The following is a 14,462-nucleotide window of genomic DNA, read 5'->3' as shown; positions in this document are numbered from 1 at the left end:
CCGTTCATCTGATCTTCTGATCGTCTGATCTTCTGATCTTTACCCCATGCCCTACACCAAGATCCTCCTCACCATCGCCGACGGCGTGGCCACCATTTCCCTGAACCGTCCGGACAAGCTCAACAGCTTCGACCGAGAGATGTCGCTGGAGACCATTGATGCGCTGGAAAACTGCAAGGACGATGCGAACGTCCGGGCCGTGCTGCTCACCGGCGAAGGGCGCGCCTTTTGCGCGGGTCAGGACCTGGCCGAGGCCATTGCTCCTGGCACGCTCATCGAGGAGATCATCACCACGCAGTACAACCCTATCGTGCGTCGCCTGCGGGCCTTACCGAAGCCCGTGGTGGCCGCGGTGAACGGTGTGGCGGCTGGTGCCGGTGCCAACATCGCCTACGCCTGCGACCTCACGCTGGCGGCCGAAAGCGCCAACTTCATCCAGAGCTTCATCAACATCGGCCTGATCCCCGACAGCGGCGGCACGTTCACCCTGCCACGCTTGGTGGGCATGCAGCGCGCCTTTGGGCAGATGATCCTGGCGCCGAAGGTGAGCGCGAAGGAGGCCGAGGCCCAAGGCATGATCTGGAAGGCCGTACCCGATGCCGAGCTGATGAACGAGGCCACCGCCCTGGCGAAGAAGCTGGCCACCATGCCCACCAAGGCCATCGCCCTCACCAAAGATGCCCTGAACCGCAGCAGCCACAGCAACCTCGACCAGCAGCTGGACATCGAGAACGAGCTGCAGAGCATCGCCGGCCGCAGCCACGACTACAACGAGGGGGTGAAGGCGTTCCTGGAGAAGCGGAAGCCGGTGTACAAGGGGGAATGATCCCCGGGGATCAAACGTGGTGCACCATCGTGAAGAGCGTGCGGTTGGCCGACTCGCACAGGGGCACGAATCGCTTGTAGGCCTCCTTCAGGTCCGGATCGGTCATCCAGAGGTACTTGCGCGGGCCGTATTCCAGCATGCTGTGGTAGTGCTGGTCCATCAGCAGCGTATAGCTCTCGCCGGTGATGTCCGTGTACATCCGCATGTTCAATCCCGCCTTACCACCAGCGGTGATGATCTCCTTCCAGATGGCACAGGCCTCACGCGCCTGTCCGAAGCGTAGCCGGAAGGTCATCAACTCCACCACATTGCCAGCCGCGACGGGGGTGGTGCCCACCTGATGCTCCACATGGTACAATTCGCTTGTGGACGACTCGCACAGGAGGACGAACTTCGGGTAGAGTTCCCGGATGAGCGGATCGGACAGCCAGAGATGCATGCTCGTGCCAAGCTCGGTGAATCCACGCAGATGGAAATCACAGACCAGCGTGTAGTTCGGACCGCTGAGGTCCGTCATCAGCTGCATGGGCCGTGCATACTCCTTGCCCCTCGTATGGTCCATGATCTCTTTCCAGATGGCCACGGCGGGTTTGGTCTGCCCGAACTTGAGGCGGAAGCTGGTTCGTGAGATGATCATGATCGATGCACTATTTCGGCGAAAGCTAATCCCCTGGAGGTTAGTAATGGCCATTGCACCAGAGATCGATCGTCCAATGAAGCGATCTTAGCCCCCTGGACCTCATCCTAGCCTTGGGGCACGACGCATGGATACCTCGATGAAAGTCGCCGTGATCGGCGCCGGGACGATGGGCAGCGGCATCGCCCAGGTCGCTGCACAAGCCGGCCACAAGGTGGTCCTGTTCGATACGCGGAGAGAAGCGGTGGACAAAGCATTGGCCGGTCTGCGGAAGACGCTGGACAAGCTGGTGGAAAAAGGCAAGTTCACCGCCGAGCAGGCCGATGGCATCCACAGCCGCATCACCCCGGCCAGTGACCTGAAGGACCTTGCGGGCAGAGGACTGGTCATCGAAGCGATCGTAGAGGACCTTGGTATCAAGCAGAAGCTCTTCGCTGAGTTGGAAGGCATCATGGCCACGGACGCGATCCTTGCCACCAACACCTCTTCCCTGTCCGTGACGGCCATCGCCGGTGGCTTGAAGCATCCGGAACGCATGGTGGGCCTGCACTTCTTCAACCCCGCTCCCCTGCTGCCGTTGGTGGAAGTGGTGCCCGGACTGGCCAGCGATGACGCCCTCGCCAGCCGAAGCGCCACGCTGATGACAGCTTGGGGCAAGGTGCCGGTGATCTGCAAGGACACCCCCGGCTTCATCGTGAACCGGGTGGCACGGCCGTTCTACGGCGAGGCCATCCGCATCTACGAGGAAGGCATCGCCGACATGCCCACCATCGATGCCGCAATGAAGAGCGTCGGGTTCCGCATGGGTCCCTTCGAGCTGATGGACCTGATCGGCAACGACATCAACTTCACGGTGACCAAGACCGTATGGGAGGCTTTCTTCTTCGACCCGCGTTACAAACCGAGCTTCACGCAGCAGCGGCAGGTGGAGAGCGGAAGGTTGGGCAGGAAGAGCGGGCGGGGCTACTACAGCTACGCCGACGGCTCTACACCGGCATTCCCGAATGTCGCACCCTCGGAGGCAGCACCCATCGTGGAGCGGATCCTCGCCATGCTGATCAATGAAGCGGCCGATGCGCTATTCTGGCAGGTGGCCAGTGCGAAGGACATCGACCTGGCCATGACCAAGGGCGTGAACTACCCCAAGGGATTGCTGGCTTGGGCCGATGAGCAAGGCGCCGCGCACTGGCTGAACGTGCTGGAAAGCCTCCAAGCCAAGTATGGCGAGGACCGTTACCGGCCATCACCGCTTTTCCAGCGGTTGGCCGGCACCGGCGGCCGCTTTCACGCATAAGGCGCTGCCCTGTTGAGGAACTTTAACAAGCTCATTTATTCACCATGGAGAATAAGAGCGACCTTTGCTCCCATAAAACCCTCATCACCATGAAGACCCAACTCATCACCCTTGCCGCCAGCGCCATGCTGCTGGTGGCCTGTGGCCCGACCGAAGCCGAGATCCAAGCGGCGAAGGCGAAGGCCACCGCTGACAGCCTGGCCTCCTTGGCCGCCACCGAGCGCATCGCCCACATCGACAGCGATGCCAGCAACGTGAACTGGACCGGCACCATGCTCGGCATCAAGAAGCACTACGGTATCGTGAGGATCACCGAAGGCAAGCTGGCCTTCAAGGGGCCCTTGGTCACCGGCGGTTCCTTCGCAGTGGACCTCAACACCATCGCGCCCCAGGATGATGCCAACTACCAGTACAGCCCAGAAGGCTCCGAAAAGAACACGAAGAGCATGCTGACCGGCCACCTGAAGTCAGGCGATTTCTTCGATGTGGCCAACCATCCCACGGCCAGCTTCGAGATCACCCGCGTGGAAGGGAATACGGCCTACGGCAACCTCACCGTGCGCGGCCAGACCCATGAGGAGAAGGTCACTGACATCAATGTGAGCGAGGAAGGTGGCAGCGTCACGGCCACCGGCAACCTCACCTTCAACCGCCAGAAATACGGGGTGGCCTGGGGCACCGGCGCCAAGGATGCGGTGCTGAGCGACGACATCAACCTCTCGATCAAGCTTTCTGGCAAGGTCAGCTAAGGACCGCCAGGTTTTGGTGAAAGGGAGGGACGCCCGCCGAAAGGTGGGCGTTCTTCGTTACCGGCCTGGATCGGTCCACCGCATGGCCTGGGCCAGCCAGGCATTGAAGGGACGCATGGCGAGGTAGTGTTCCATGAGCACGTCCAGCAGCTTGGGGTCGGTCACCAGGGAGGCCTTGCGCTCGCCCCCCACGTAGAACTGCTTGTTGGCGATGAGCGGCTCCTGCTTCGCGGCTTCCTTGAAGGGTGCCGGGAGCACCTTGTTCGCCTCGCCCTGCACGGTGCCGAAGACCTCCTTGAAGGTCTTGGCATGGACCACCTTGTGGAACGTGGCCATGTCACGCATGATGGCCGTGCGGATGCGCTCCACCTGCTCCTTGTCCGGCGCATAGGCCCCGCCGTAGAACTTCACGCTCTCAGGGCCCAGGGCGAAGTAGATGCCGGGCACACTGTGGTCCTTGCGGCCAGCAGGCGAAATGATGGCGGATGACTCCAGCTTGTAGGGCGTCTTGTCCTTGCTGAAGCGGATGTCACGATGCAGCCGGAAGATCGCCTCGCGTGGCGTGATCGCCACGGCCTTGTCATGCTTCGCGATGCGCTGGATCGCCTCCGTGACGAAGGCCTCGAAGGGCTGCTTCACGCTGGCCTCGTAGCGCTTGCGGTTGGCCTCGAACCATTCCCGGTGGTTGTTCTTCGCCAGATCCTTGAAGAAGCCGTTGAAGTCAGCGGTGAACCAGGCCATCGTTGCTACTTTGCGGCAAGTTAGCGCCATGGCCACCCAACGCCCCAAGCCCATCGCGAGCGGCCCGGAGCTCTTCCTGCACTACCATGTGGTGGTGGTGGATGGTCCGCTTGGGAAGGTATGGGTGGAAAGCGACGGGGAGCTCATCACGCGTGTTTCCTTCGAGCCGCTGAAGGTGCGGCACGCCAAGCCGCCCAAGGTGCTGGTGGAGGCGCGCAAGCAATTGGAGACCTTTTTCAAGCGCCGGCGCAAACACTTCGAACTGCCGTTGCAGCGCCAAGGCACGCGCTTCCAGCAGTTGGTCTGGGCCTCCATCGACGACATCCGATTCGGTGATACGCGCACCTATCAGGAGATCGCGGACCGCATCGGCGGCAAGGCCATCGCGCGCACCGTGGGCAATGCCACCGGCGCCAACCCCCTGCCCATCATCGTGCCCTGCCACCGGGTGATCGCCAGCGATGGCCTGCTCACCGGATACGTGGGCGGTATCTGGCGCAAGAAGTGGCTGCTGGAGCATGAGGGGGTGTTGACGAGGGAACTTTTCTGAGGCGCCGGGGGCGTTGGAAGTTGGTGTGTTGAGGGGTGGTTGTGATCGAGCCGATACCTTCGGCCCATGGCACCTGAGGAACTCGCCAGGCGCGTTGTGGCCCGCATGTACGACCATGACCCATTCAGCATTTGGCTGGGGATCGAACGTGTGGTGGTGGAGCCCGGCCATTGCGTGTTGCGCATGACCGTAAGGAAAGAGATGCTCAATGGCTTCGCGATCGCCCATGGCGGCATCACCTACAGCCTGGCCGACAGCTGCCTGGCCTTCGCCTCCAACAGCCATGGCATCCAAAGCGTGAGCGTGGAGACCTCCATCAGCCATACCAAGCCCGTGAAAGAGGGTGATGTGCTGACCGCCACCAGTGAGGAAATGAGTTTGACACGGGGCATTGGCCTGTACCACATCACCATCACGAACCAACGCAACGAGCGGGTCGCCTTCTTCAAGGGAACCGTGTACCGCTTGGGCAAGCCTTGGTTTCCGGAAGATCAACCGAACACCTGATATGAACGCCGCCCATATCGTCGACGCCATCCGCACCCCCATCGGCAGCTTCACCGGCAGCCTTGCACCCGTGCGTGCCGATGATCTGGCCGCCCATGTGATCAAGGCCCTCATGGACCGGCACGCGGACCTGGACCCTGCGGCCATCGACGACGTGGTCATGGGCTGCGCCAACCAGGCCGGTGAGGACAACCGCAACGTGGCCCGCATGGCCGTGCTGCTGGCCGGCCTCCCGGTGAGCGTGCCGGGCGAAACGGTGAACCGCCTTTGTGCCAGTGGCATGAGCGCCGTGGTGCAGGCCGGGAGGGCCATTACGGCAGGCCATGGCGACCTCTTCATCGCCGGTGGTGTGGAGCACATGACACGCGGCCCCTGGGTGATCGGCAAGACCAGCACGCCTTATGGCCGGGATGCGCAGATGTTCGACAGCAGCTTCGGCTGGCGCTTCATCAACCCCACCATGAAGGAGAGGTACGGCGTGGACGCCATGGGCGAAACCGCCGAGAATCTCTTGGAAATGAACCCCATCACCCGCGAGGACCAGGACCGCTTCGCCCTGTGGAGCCAGCAAAAGGCGGCGAAGGCGCAACAGAATGGCCGCTTGGCCAAGGAGATCGTGGCGGTACCGGTGCCCCAGCGCAAAGGTGACCCGATCCTGTTCGCATTGGACGAATTCGTGAAGCCTGGCACCACCCAGGACGGCCTGGCCAGACTGCGGCCCGCCTTCCGGAAGGATGGAACAGTGACGGCCGGAAATGCGAGCGGTTTGAACGACGGTGCCGCCGCCGTGCTGGTGGCCAGTGATGTGGGACTGAAGCGGCACGGGTTGAAGCCCCTGGCACGGATCATCAGCAGCGCCGTCACGGGGGTGGAACCGCGCATCATGGGCATCGGGCCGGTGAACGCGACCCGCAAAGCCTTGGAGCGGGCCGGACTGACCTTGGACCAGATGGATGTGATCGAACTGAACGAGGCCTTCGCCGCCCAGGTGCTCAGCTGCACCCGGGCACTGGGGCTGGCCGATGACGACCCCCGGATCAACCCGAACGGTGGGGCCATCGCCCTGGGCCACCCCTTGGGCATGAGCGGCGCCCGGCTTTTGCAGACGGCGGCCATCCAGTTGCACGACTCCGGCAAGCGCTACGCCCTGTGTACCATGTGCATCGGGGTGGGCCAGGGCTATGCCACGATCCTGGAAGGCTGCTGAGCGGCGTCCTGGCCCACGGCCCACGTGCCAAATTCCCGGTATTAGCTTGGTCCCCCCTTAGCGATCGACCGCCATGCAACCGCAGGAACAGATCAATCTCTACATCGCCGAACAACCCGAATGGCAACGCAAGCTGCTGGTGCGCATGCGCCAGTTGATCCATGGTGCGGACGCCACTGTGAAGGAGGCGTGGCGTGGCCACGCGCCCAGCTTCGAGGTGAACGGCGAGCCGATCATCGCCCTGCATGGGCTGAAGACCTGCGCCAGCGCGTGGTTCCACAAGGGGGCCCTGCTCAAGGACACTCACGGGCTCTTCAAGCTCACCGACAAGGATGAGGAGCGTTTGGTGCGCAAGTACAAGGTGGACGAGGGTGACAGCCTCCACGAGAAAGGCTTCACCGACCTGGTGAAACGCGCCATCAAACAGGTGCGTGGACAACACGGTGAAGCGGCATCAGGCAAGCGCTCCATGGACATGCTGCCCGACCTGGAGGACGTGCTCACCAAGGATGACCTGGCCCTGGAGCGTTGGGCCGCCATGCCACCTGGCCACAAGCGCGAGTACATCGAGTGGATCGCCGACGCCGCCAAGGAGGAGACCCGCAAACGCCGCATCGCCAAAGCCTTGGAAATGATCCGCGAGGGGCAGGCGAAGGGGGATGCGCACAAGGTGGGTTGAAAAGGCTGTTGGAGGTTGACAGGTTGAGGAGTTGGAGCTTGGCCCCAACCAACAGGCCAGCAACCTTCAACCGGTCATTCCCAGCGAAGCGAAGGAACCAGCTTCAACACCACAACTTCCTCGCTCCCAAAGCAAAAAGCCCCCGCTCTTCAGCAGGGGCTTCATTGTGCTTGGGGATGAAGGGAACGGCCTCAGCCGGCTTTCTTCTCCTGGTGCTTGGCGAAGCGCTTCTTGAACTTGTCCACGCGGCCCGCGGTATCCACCAGCATCATCTTGCCGGTGTAGAAGGGGTGCGAGGTGTGGCTGATGTCGAGCTTCACCAGCGGGTATTCGTTGCCGTCCTCCCAGGTGATGGTGTCCTTGGTGGAGGCGCAACTCTTGCCTACGAACATGTAGTCGTTGCTCATGTCCTTGAACACCACGAGGCGGTAGCTTGTGGGGTGGATGTCCTTTTTCATGGTCTGCGTGCCGGCCTGCTGGCCAGCGGGCCGCAAATGTAAGCTTATCCCCCTTTCCAGCGAAGCCCTGGGCAATGATCGCCCCTCTGCGAGCGTAGGAAGCGCACCCACGGGCCATCTTTGCCAGCATTGAACACCCTGCGCCCCCTCCTTTTCCTTTTCCTGGCCGCCCTGCTGCTGGGGGCCTGTCGCCGGGACCGCCTCTTTACTGACGACCCCGGCGTGCGGCTGGAGTTCAGCTTGGACACGATGCTCTTCGACACCATTTTCACCACGGTGCCTTTCTCGGTCACCAAGCGCTTCGTGGCCCGCAACCTGGAGAACCGCGCTGTGCGGGTGAACATCGTGCTGGAGGGCGGCGGCCCCTCCCCCTTCCGCATCAATGTGGACGGCGTGTCCGGCACCAGCTTCGAGGGGGTGGAGATCCTGGGAGGCGACAGCGTGTACGTTTTTGTGGAGGCCAGCCTGGACCAGACCGGCCAGAACAGCCCCCTGATCCACGAGGACCACATCGTTTTCCTCACCAACGGCAACGAGCAGAAGGTGCTGCTGGTGGCCTGGGGGCAGGACGCCCACTTCTTCTTCCCGGACCGCTTCATCCAGGGCTTCCCGCCCTTCAGCATCATCGCCGGGGGCACGGACCAGAACGGCAACACAATCTGCGAGACCGTCACCTGGCCCAACGACAAGCCCTACGTGATCTACGGCTACGCGGCAGTGGATTCGTGCAGCACCCTGCAGATCCAGCCCGGGGTGCGTGTGCATGTGCACGGCGGCGGCGGCCTGTGGATCTACCGCTGGGGACGGATCCTGGCACAGGGGAGCTTGGAACAGCTGATCACCTTCCAGAGCGACCGGCTGGAGCCCTTTTACAGCGAACTGCCCGGACAGTGGGACCGCATCTGGATCAACGACGGACCGGCCGGGCAGGACAACGTGTTCGAGCATGTGCTCATCAAGAACGCTTTGATCGGCATACAATGCGAGAACTGGCCGCTGGTGCCCGACGCGCCCACCAGCGCCGCCAAGGTGGTGCTCAACAACGTGCGCATCCGCAACTGCAGCGCGGCGGGCATCCTCAGCCGCAACTTCCGCATCACCAGCAACAACCTGCTCGTGGGCGACTGCGGCCAGTACGCCGTGGCCCTCACCGGCGGCGGCGAGTACTTCTTCAACCACAGCACCATCGCCAATTACTGGAACTACGGCATCCGGCAGACGCCCGCCTTCGTGATGACCAACACCTACGCCGACATCACCGGCAATGTGCAGGTACGCGAGATCCTGAACAGCCAGTTCCTCAACGGCATCATCTACGGCGGCAATCCCAACGAATTCCTGCTGGAGTTCAATGACGCCGTGGCACCGCAATTCACCTTCGACCGCTTCATCCTGCGCACCGACCAGGCCACCTCCAACCTGGACTGGTTCCCCTTCCAGGACCGTATCTGGCGCAATATCGAGCCCGGTTTCGTCAGCAGCGTGGAACGCAACTTCCGCCTCACACAGGGCGCCTTCGCCCGCAACCGGGGCACCTCCAGCACCATCGAGGCCATCCAGGACATCAATGGCGACATGCGCAACTGCGATGGCGAAGGCTTCGACCTGGGCTGCTACGAGTGGTGCCCGGATTGAGGGGGCGCTTTGTCGATCACCCTGTTCAAGCAGAAGCCCCGCATGTGGGTGATCCAACACACGGGGCTTCCCAGCTTTCGTACGTTCATGCGCCCCGCCTACCGCACCTTCACCGCCCGCTTCACCAGCGGCTCGCCATCCAGCAACAGCGTCACGTAGTACACGCCCGGTGCCAGCTGCGCGGTATTCCAATCATAGCTGTGGTCTCCCGCCGAGGCCAGACCCTCATGCAGCACCTGCAATTGCTTGCCGTCGCCGCTGTTCACCAGCAGTTGCATGCGGCCCGCACGTTCCAGCGTGTATCGTACGGTGGTGGCGTCGGTGAAGGGGTTGGGGTCGATGCGCAGCAGGCGCTCCAAGGTGGGGTCCTTCTTCACCTCGCCGTGGCCGTCCATCGGCCCGGGCTGGTAGGCCTTGTCCGTGTCCTGGGCGCAGCAGGCGGCCACTTGCTCTTGCATGGCGGCCATCTGTTCCTGTAGCTGGGCGATGACCTGCTGTTGCGCTTGCACGGCGCCCACCAGCACGGGGATCAGCCCATCATAGTTCATGGCCTTGAAGGTCAGTGCCGGCTCGGTCTCCGTGCCCGTGCTGTCGATCGCCGCAGGGCGTTCCACGTCCATGACCAGTTCCGGCAGGATGGCTTCCACCTCTTGCGAGAGCAGACCGATCTGCCCGCCCGTGGGCAGGGAGAGGTAAGGCATCTCGGCAGCGGCGAAGGCGTAGCGCTTGGGCTTCAGTTGCAGCACCAGGTCCAGCGCCTCCTCCAAGGCCAGCTCCTCGATGCCGGTCTTCAGGTTCGCGTCGGAATAGGTCCATGCCGAGGCGCCCAGAAAACCGCGGCCCTCGAAGTAGCCGCCCCACCAGTTGGCCATGGAAGTGTCGGGGACAATGGCCTGGCCATACACGCTTGCAACTAACCCAGTGCCCAAATTGAAGGACTTCACTGCCACGCCATGCACACCATAGACTGACCCACCCAAAGCCGCTTGCGTGGTGGTCAACTCTCCACGGCCGGATACGCCGTATGTACCGCGGCCATTGCGGGACAGGCCGCGCACACCGTAGCTGTTCAGGCCCACTGCTGCGCCGGTGGGTAGGCAGAACCCATACATCCCGAAATGATCCTGTTGGACATTCGGCACCACTGTGCCGCGGATCGCGATACGGTCCAACTCGGAGAAGACCTCATGATGCACGTCCAACTTGGCCTTGGGCAACTGCAGGCCGATGCCCACGCCCTGCGGCATCTGCGGGCAGCCGGGATTGGCCGGGTAGGCCGTGGAGATGGAACTGTTGGAACCCGGCGGGCCTTGCAGCGTCCAGGTGCAGTCGGAACCGTTGAAGTTGTCGATCGGCCGCCAATAGACCCGTCCATCGGTGGAGTCGGCCACCAGAACACGGTACAGCGAATCATTCCGGTAGAGCGTAGGATGCACGAAATCCCGCAGGCGGATGGTACGGTCCAGGATGTCGAGGCGCTCCTCAGGCTGAATGTCCACCCCTTGCACAAAGCTTTCCGCCTGGTAATCACCAATTCCCACGAGTATGCTGTGGTGGCTTTCCGGGAACAGCCGCATGCCTTCCAGTCCTTCATAGCTGCGCGCTCCGGTGTTCGTTCCTGCCAGCGGCGATGTGGTGAACCGGAAGGTGAGGATGTCTGGCCCGAACGAACCATCCAGGTCATTGCTCCACTGCACCACCATGTCCGTGCGGTCGTTGATCAGTCCGCCTCCGCTGTTGAAGTGGTACTTCTGGCCCACGTATCCATGGTCCCCATTGCCGGTGAAGGTGACACCATTGCGCTGCCAGGGCCGGAAGCCGCGCTGCTGCGCATAGACACCCGGTGAATTGGTGGTGCTATCGGCCAGATGCAACCTGGTGAATGGCCCCTGGGTATTGGTGAAGAACAGGGGCTGGTTGCTGATGCCCAAATAGCCGTTCTGCGGAATGCCAGGGTAGGTGTTCACATTGATGGTTCCGGTGGGATAAAGCCGCATCCGTTGCAGGCCATGTGTGTAGAACTCGATCGGCTGGTTCGCATCGTGCCGGATCATCAGCGGGTCGTTCGTCACCGTATTGTCCCAGCCGACGAAATCGCCAGAAAAGCCTGAATTAGCTGGCGTGGTGACTTGTGCATTCAGCGGCCACATGGTCAGCACGCAAGCGGCCAAGGTCCACGGCCTTTGAATTGTATGTTTCATGGTCTTCGGTTGTTTGAGTTCATTCTCTTCCGAAGACCGGATCTCCGCTACTCGATCAACACGAACTTGAACGAACGAATCCTCCCCTCTTGCTCCAAGCGCAGCACATAGGTGCCTCTGGCCCATGCCCGCACGTTCTTACGCCAACTGCCGCCCATCTTCTCTTCACGCCACACCAACCGCCCCAGCGCGTCATGGATGCTGATGTTGCTACCAACTGGCACTCCGCCCAACGCGATCTCCGCACTCGCCGGGTTGGGGAACAACACCACCGCATTCAATTCTGGCTCGGATACTCCCAGCGCCAAAGGACACCCCTTGGGATCCGGTGAAACGCACACGTTATCTATCAACGTGTACGCTCTCGGCGTCCAAGCAAATGTGGCAAAGTGGAGTGTATCCGTGTTGGCATTGTCGAAGTGGTTCCCGATCATCACGTACTGGTAGGCACTGTCGGCCACGAAGCTGCCGCTCACCAAGGTCCAACCCACGGTGTCCGCAATGATCCAAGGGTGGTACACGTGCGCCTCATTGTCACCGGTCGGCCAGGGGTCTCCGTTCACCCATGGACTTGGTTGTGTGGTGAACTTCATGCCCACGTGGCTCGATGCAAGGTAAACTGGCGGGTAGGGTAAACTCCCGTTCCAAGCCGCGTTCGCAAAGAAGCTGGCAAAGTAGGTTTGACCTACCATCAAAGGTTGCAAAAGCTCGATCATGAAGAATTCGCGAACCTCTGGGCTCTGTTGGTAAGTAACCACACCTGCGTAGCACTCCCCATCCTGTGGATATTGGAAAGCCGCGGAACTGAGGGGTACCCCATTGAACGCCCCGTATGGCAGGCAACTCAAGTAGTAATCGCCAGTACCTCCAGCCGAGAACCAACCCAAGGGGCCGGTTTCCACGGTATAGGCGGTGTTCACCTCCAGGCAATCCGTGAACTCCTCGAAGGAGGGGTTGGGCACCAGGTTCTGGGCCATACAGGGCAAAGCGGCCATGAACAACAGGCAACCGAGCATGCAGCCAAGGCTATTGCCCGGCCACCTATTGTCCATCGCGCGAGAGGTCATCGTTCGTGTTCGTTGTCGATCGAGCGCCGGGCACCGCCTGTTGGCGATGGGTTCCCCGGTGCATCGGTCCGGTCACCGCTTGCCAAGCACCACCGGCGTTGCGGCCCCGCCGGTATGCCCCGCCGTATCCCTGGCGGGTGGGCCCATCGTCAAGACCGCTCATGGGCGGCCGGTGCTGCCGATGGCCATGGGGCACCTTACCTTCGCAGTGCTCTGTTTCGTTTACCTATACCAGTGGGTTGGTGGGACATGAGCGACCAAGGCCCTCGGTGTTCCAAGCACCGGGGGCTTCTTCGTGGTGGCCTTTGCAGGCCGCGTCATTGTAGAGAGAGAGAGAGAGAGAGAGAGAGAGCCCCTCCGTCGTCGCGGTGATGTGCCGATCCCTGTACCGCAGATATCACGCCCGTGGCCCCTTGGGGACGTACCGCAGTAGGCCCGCATATACGGGTGAAGCGTTCATCCGATCGGAACCCAAGGAACTTCATGCTGAACGAATGTAGATGATGGAATTCGACCGACCAAGGAATGATGGATAACTTCTTGTAGAGATCACACTCGATACGTTGGTTGCAGTGGGCCGATCAGGATAGTTGCCCGGCTGAGGTGCAGGGTCCTCTGCGAGAGACCCTGCAGAGTTTTTTCAGTTTCGTCAGCAGCGTGGAACGCAACTTCCGGCTCACGCAGGGCGCCTTCGCCCGCAACCGGGGCACCTCCAGCACCATCGAGGCCATCCAGGATATCAATGGCGACATGCGCAACTGCGACGGCGAAGGCTTCGACCTGGGTTGCTACGAGTAGTGCCCGTAGGTCATCGCAGCTCCATCAGGAACCGCATGGTATCCACGTCGTCAGCATAGTCCCACAGGGCCGGGTGTTGCGCCTGGCCGAATGGAATTCGCCCATGGCCCACGATGCATTGGATCTTGTCCACGTGTGACCTCAGGTCGGTATTTACCGCTTCGCGATCGGTGTAGCGTGTGTAATGCAAAGTGGCCACGGCGCTGGGCAGGGCCTCCACTTCGCGGAGCAGGAGAAATCCGTTCTCCAGGAAAGGAACGCGATCCAACAACCAGAGCGCGCGGGTGTAGTCGTAGTTGTTGCCGTACTTCTTGTGGTGCACGATGTCCTTCCACGCGAAGAAGGCCCCGAAGAGACGGTCCAGGTCGAAGTCCTGCGGCAGATAGAGCTTGGACACGTTGCGGCAACCCAGGCCGAAGTAGCGGAACACATCCTCGCCCAGCGCGGCCAGTTCGGCGTCGGTCTCGGTGCCATCCAGCACGGCCACGCTCACCCGGCTTTTCCGCACGATGCGCGGCAGGTGGCCGAAGTAGTGCTCGAAATAGCGTGCGGTGTTGTCGCTGCCCGTGGCGATCACGGCATCCACCGTGCCCAGGCGGCCCGCTGTGAAAGACACTTGTTCCTCGGTGCTGGGCACGAATCGTTCCAACACCCCGGCCAGCAGGGGCAGCAGCTCCGGTTCCTGCGTGGAGTTCTTTGCCACGGCGCGGTGTCCGCTGAGCCATACGCACAGCAGATCGTGCAGGCCCACCAACGGCACATTGCCCGGGAGCACCAGGCCCACGGTGCGCTGCGGTCGTCCATCATGCGCCAGTTCCGGATAGGCCGCCAGCCAACGCGCGGGCGCATCCCCATCAAGCGCTTGGGACCACGCCACGAAAGCGTGTCGTACGTTCTCCTCGGTGGCCCAGCCGTTGGCCTGTGCAGCGCGGCGCACGGCGGCATCCAACGCGTCGTATTCGATCTCCGCCAGCCCGAGGGCATCTCCCTGCCAGGGTTCCCTGCGGCCGATGGCGCCCATCACGCGGCCCAGTTGCGCCAGTGCGACCAAGCGATCGGTGACCGTGTTCCCAGTGCTCCGGACCATGCCCTTCACCACCCTGTTGCGGATCC

The 14,462-nt window shown here is 62.0% G+C and carries 15 protein-coding genes; 9 read left to right on the top strand and 6 right to left on the bottom strand.

Annotation, left to right across the window (positions count from 1 at the left end):
• Nucleotides 1-46: 46 nt before the first annotated feature.
• The gene (paaG, locus tag KIT10_02330; protein ID MCW5898080.1) at nt 47-826 is read left to right on the top strand and encodes a 2-(1,2-epoxy-1,2-dihydrophenyl)acetyl-CoA isomerase PaaG; all 780 of its coding nucleotides are present in this window, start codon (nt 47-49) and stop codon (nt 824-826) included.
• A 10-nt stretch (nt 827-836) separates the two neighbouring features.
• Here paaG and KIT10_02325 read toward each other — a convergent pair whose 3' ends face one another.
• Entirely contained in the window at nt 837-1,463 is a 627-nt protein-coding gene (locus tag KIT10_02325) for a hypothetical protein (GenBank protein MCW5898079.1), read from the bottom strand.
• Nucleotides 1,464-1,602: 139 nt separating this feature from the next.
• Here KIT10_02325 and KIT10_02320 point away from each other — a divergent pair, with 139 nt between their 5' ends.
• Together KIT10_02320 and KIT10_02315 are read left to right on the top strand one after the other, a co-directional pair.
• The gene (locus KIT10_02320; protein MCW5898078.1) at nt 1,603-2,757 is read left to right on the top strand and encodes a 3-hydroxybutyryl-CoA dehydrogenase; all 1,155 of its coding nucleotides are present in this window, start codon (nt 1,603-1,605) and stop codon (nt 2,755-2,757) included.
• A gap of 89 nt (nt 2,758-2,846) precedes the next feature.
• Nucleotides 2,847-3,506 carry a YceI family protein gene (locus KIT10_02315; GenBank protein MCW5898077.1) on the top strand — a complete coding sequence of 220 codons (660 nt, stop codon included), beginning with the start codon at nt 2,847-2,849 and terminating at the stop codon, nt 3,504-3,506.
• A 57-nt stretch (nt 3,507-3,563) separates the two neighbouring features.
• Here KIT10_02315 and KIT10_02310 read toward each other — a convergent pair whose 3' ends face one another.
• On the bottom strand, nt 3,564-4,247 hold the full coding sequence (locus tag KIT10_02310; GenBank protein MCW5898076.1) for a DUF2461 domain-containing protein: 684 nt from the start codon (nt 4,245-4,247) through the stop codon (nt 3,564-3,566).
• A gap of 28 nt (nt 4,248-4,275) precedes the next feature.
• On the opposite strand from KIT10_02310, the gene KIT10_02305 reads away from it, so the two are divergent.
• The 4 genes from KIT10_02305 to KIT10_02290 all read left to right on the top strand — a co-directional run bounded on the left by KIT10_02305 (nt 4,276) and on the right by KIT10_02290 (nt 7,190).
• Nucleotides 4,276-4,797, top strand: coding sequence for a methylated-DNA--[protein]-cysteine S-methyltransferase (locus tag KIT10_02305; protein ID MCW5898075.1), 522 nt, complete (start codon nt 4,276-4,278; stop codon nt 4,795-4,797).
• A gap of 66 nt (nt 4,798-4,863) precedes the next feature.
• Entirely contained in the window at nt 4,864-5,304 is a 441-nt protein-coding gene (locus tag KIT10_02300; protein MCW5898074.1) for a hotdog fold thioesterase, read from the top strand.
• 1 nt (nt 5,305) lies between these two features.
• Nucleotides 5,306-6,511, top strand: coding sequence for a 3-oxoadipyl-CoA thiolase (gene pcaF, locus KIT10_02295; GenBank protein MCW5898073.1), 1,206 nt, complete (start codon nt 5,306-5,308; stop codon nt 6,509-6,511).
• Nucleotides 6,512-6,584: 73 nt separating this feature from the next.
• Nucleotides 6,585-7,190, top strand: coding sequence for a YdeI/OmpD-associated family protein (locus tag KIT10_02290; protein ID MCW5898072.1), 606 nt, complete (start codon nt 6,585-6,587; stop codon nt 7,188-7,190).
• 191 nt (nt 7,191-7,381) lie between these two features.
• On the opposite strand, the gene KIT10_02285 is transcribed toward KIT10_02290, so the two are convergent.
• Nucleotides 7,382-7,648, bottom strand: coding sequence for a type B 50S ribosomal protein L31 (locus tag KIT10_02285; protein MCW5898071.1), 267 nt, complete (start codon nt 7,646-7,648; stop codon nt 7,382-7,384).
• 129 nt (nt 7,649-7,777) lie between these two features.
• On the opposite strand from KIT10_02285, the gene KIT10_02280 reads away from it, so the two are divergent.
• On the top strand, nt 7,778-9,283 hold the full coding sequence (locus tag KIT10_02280) for a hypothetical protein (protein MCW5898070.1): 1,506 nt from the start codon (nt 7,778-7,780) through the stop codon (nt 9,281-9,283).
• Between the two features lie 98 nt (nt 9,284-9,381).
• Here the strand turns inward: KIT10_02280 and KIT10_02275 are convergent, their stop codons facing one another.
• Together KIT10_02275 and KIT10_02270 are read right to left on the bottom strand one after the other, a co-directional pair.
• Nucleotides 9,382-11,442, bottom strand: coding sequence for a tail fiber domain-containing protein (locus KIT10_02275; protein ID MCW5898069.1), 2,061 nt, complete (start codon nt 11,440-11,442; stop codon nt 9,382-9,384).
• 89 nt (nt 11,443-11,531) lie between these two features.
• Nucleotides 11,532-12,500: a T9SS type A sorting domain-containing protein gene (locus KIT10_02270; protein MCW5898068.1), complete on the bottom strand. Its 969-nt coding sequence runs from the start codon at nt 12,498-12,500 to the stop codon at nt 11,532-11,534.
• Between the two features lie 618 nt (nt 12,501-13,118).
• Here KIT10_02270 and KIT10_02265 point away from each other — a divergent pair.
• Entirely contained in the window at nt 13,119-13,349 is a 231-nt protein-coding gene (locus tag KIT10_02265; GenBank protein ID MCW5898067.1) for a hypothetical protein, read from the top strand.
• A gap of 10 nt (nt 13,350-13,359) precedes the next feature.
• On the opposite strand, the gene KIT10_02260 is transcribed toward KIT10_02265, so the two are convergent.
• The gene (locus tag KIT10_02260) at nt 13,360-14,436 is read right to left on the bottom strand and encodes an acyl-CoA reductase (protein ID MCW5898066.1); all 1,077 of its coding nucleotides are present in this window, start codon (nt 14,434-14,436) and stop codon (nt 13,360-13,362) included.
• Between the last annotated feature and the right edge of the window lie 26 nt (nt 14,437-14,462).

It is taken from the genome of Flavobacteriales bacterium, from assembly GCA_026129465.1.
Classification (GTDB): Bacteria; Bacteroidota; Bacteroidia; order Flavobacteriales_F; family PHOS-HE28; genus PHOS-HE28.
This window is presented reverse-complemented; position numbering and strand designations above follow the sequence as displayed.

Bases quoted from the DNA above. Each gene is read 5' to 3' on its own strand.
- KIT10_02320 (MCW5898078.1), top strand. From the start codon at position 1,603: ATGAAAGTCGCCGTGATCGGCGCCGGGACGATGGGCAGCGGCATCGCC.
- KIT10_02325 (MCW5898079.1), bottom strand. From the start codon at position 1,463: ATGATCATCTCACGAACCAGCTTCCGCCTCAAGTTCGGGCAGACCAAA.
- pcaF (MCW5898073.1), top strand. From the start codon at position 5,306: ATGAACGCCGCCCATATCGTCGACGCCATCCGCACCCCCATCGGCAGC.
- KIT10_02290 (MCW5898072.1), top strand. From the start codon at position 6,585: ATGCAACCGCAGGAACAGATCAATCTCTACATCGCCGAACAACCCGAA.
- KIT10_02300 (MCW5898074.1), top strand. From the start codon at position 4,864: ATGGCACCTGAGGAACTCGCCAGGCGCGTTGTGGCCCGCATGTACGAC.
- paaG (MCW5898080.1), top strand. From the start codon at position 47: ATGCCCTACACCAAGATCCTCCTCACCATCGCCGACGGCGTGGCCACC.
- KIT10_02285 (MCW5898071.1), bottom strand. From the start codon at position 7,648: ATGAAAAAGGACATCCACCCCACAAGCTACCGCCTCGTGGTGTTCAAG.
- KIT10_02270 (MCW5898068.1), bottom strand. From the start codon at position 12,500: ATGCTCGGTTGCCTGTTGTTCATGGCCGCTTTGCCCTGTATGGCCCAG.
- KIT10_02315 (MCW5898077.1), top strand. From the start codon at position 2,847: ATGAAGACCCAACTCATCACCCTTGCCGCCAGCGCCATGCTGCTGGTG.
- KIT10_02305 (MCW5898075.1), top strand. From the start codon at position 4,276: ATGGCCACCCAACGCCCCAAGCCCATCGCGAGCGGCCCGGAGCTCTTC.
- KIT10_02310 (MCW5898076.1), bottom strand. From the start codon at position 4,247: ATGGCCTGGTTCACCGCTGACTTCAACGGCTTCTTCAAGGATCTGGCG.
- KIT10_02260 (MCW5898066.1), bottom strand. From the start codon at position 14,436: ATGGTCCGGAGCACTGGGAACACGGTCACCGATCGCTTGGTCGCACTG.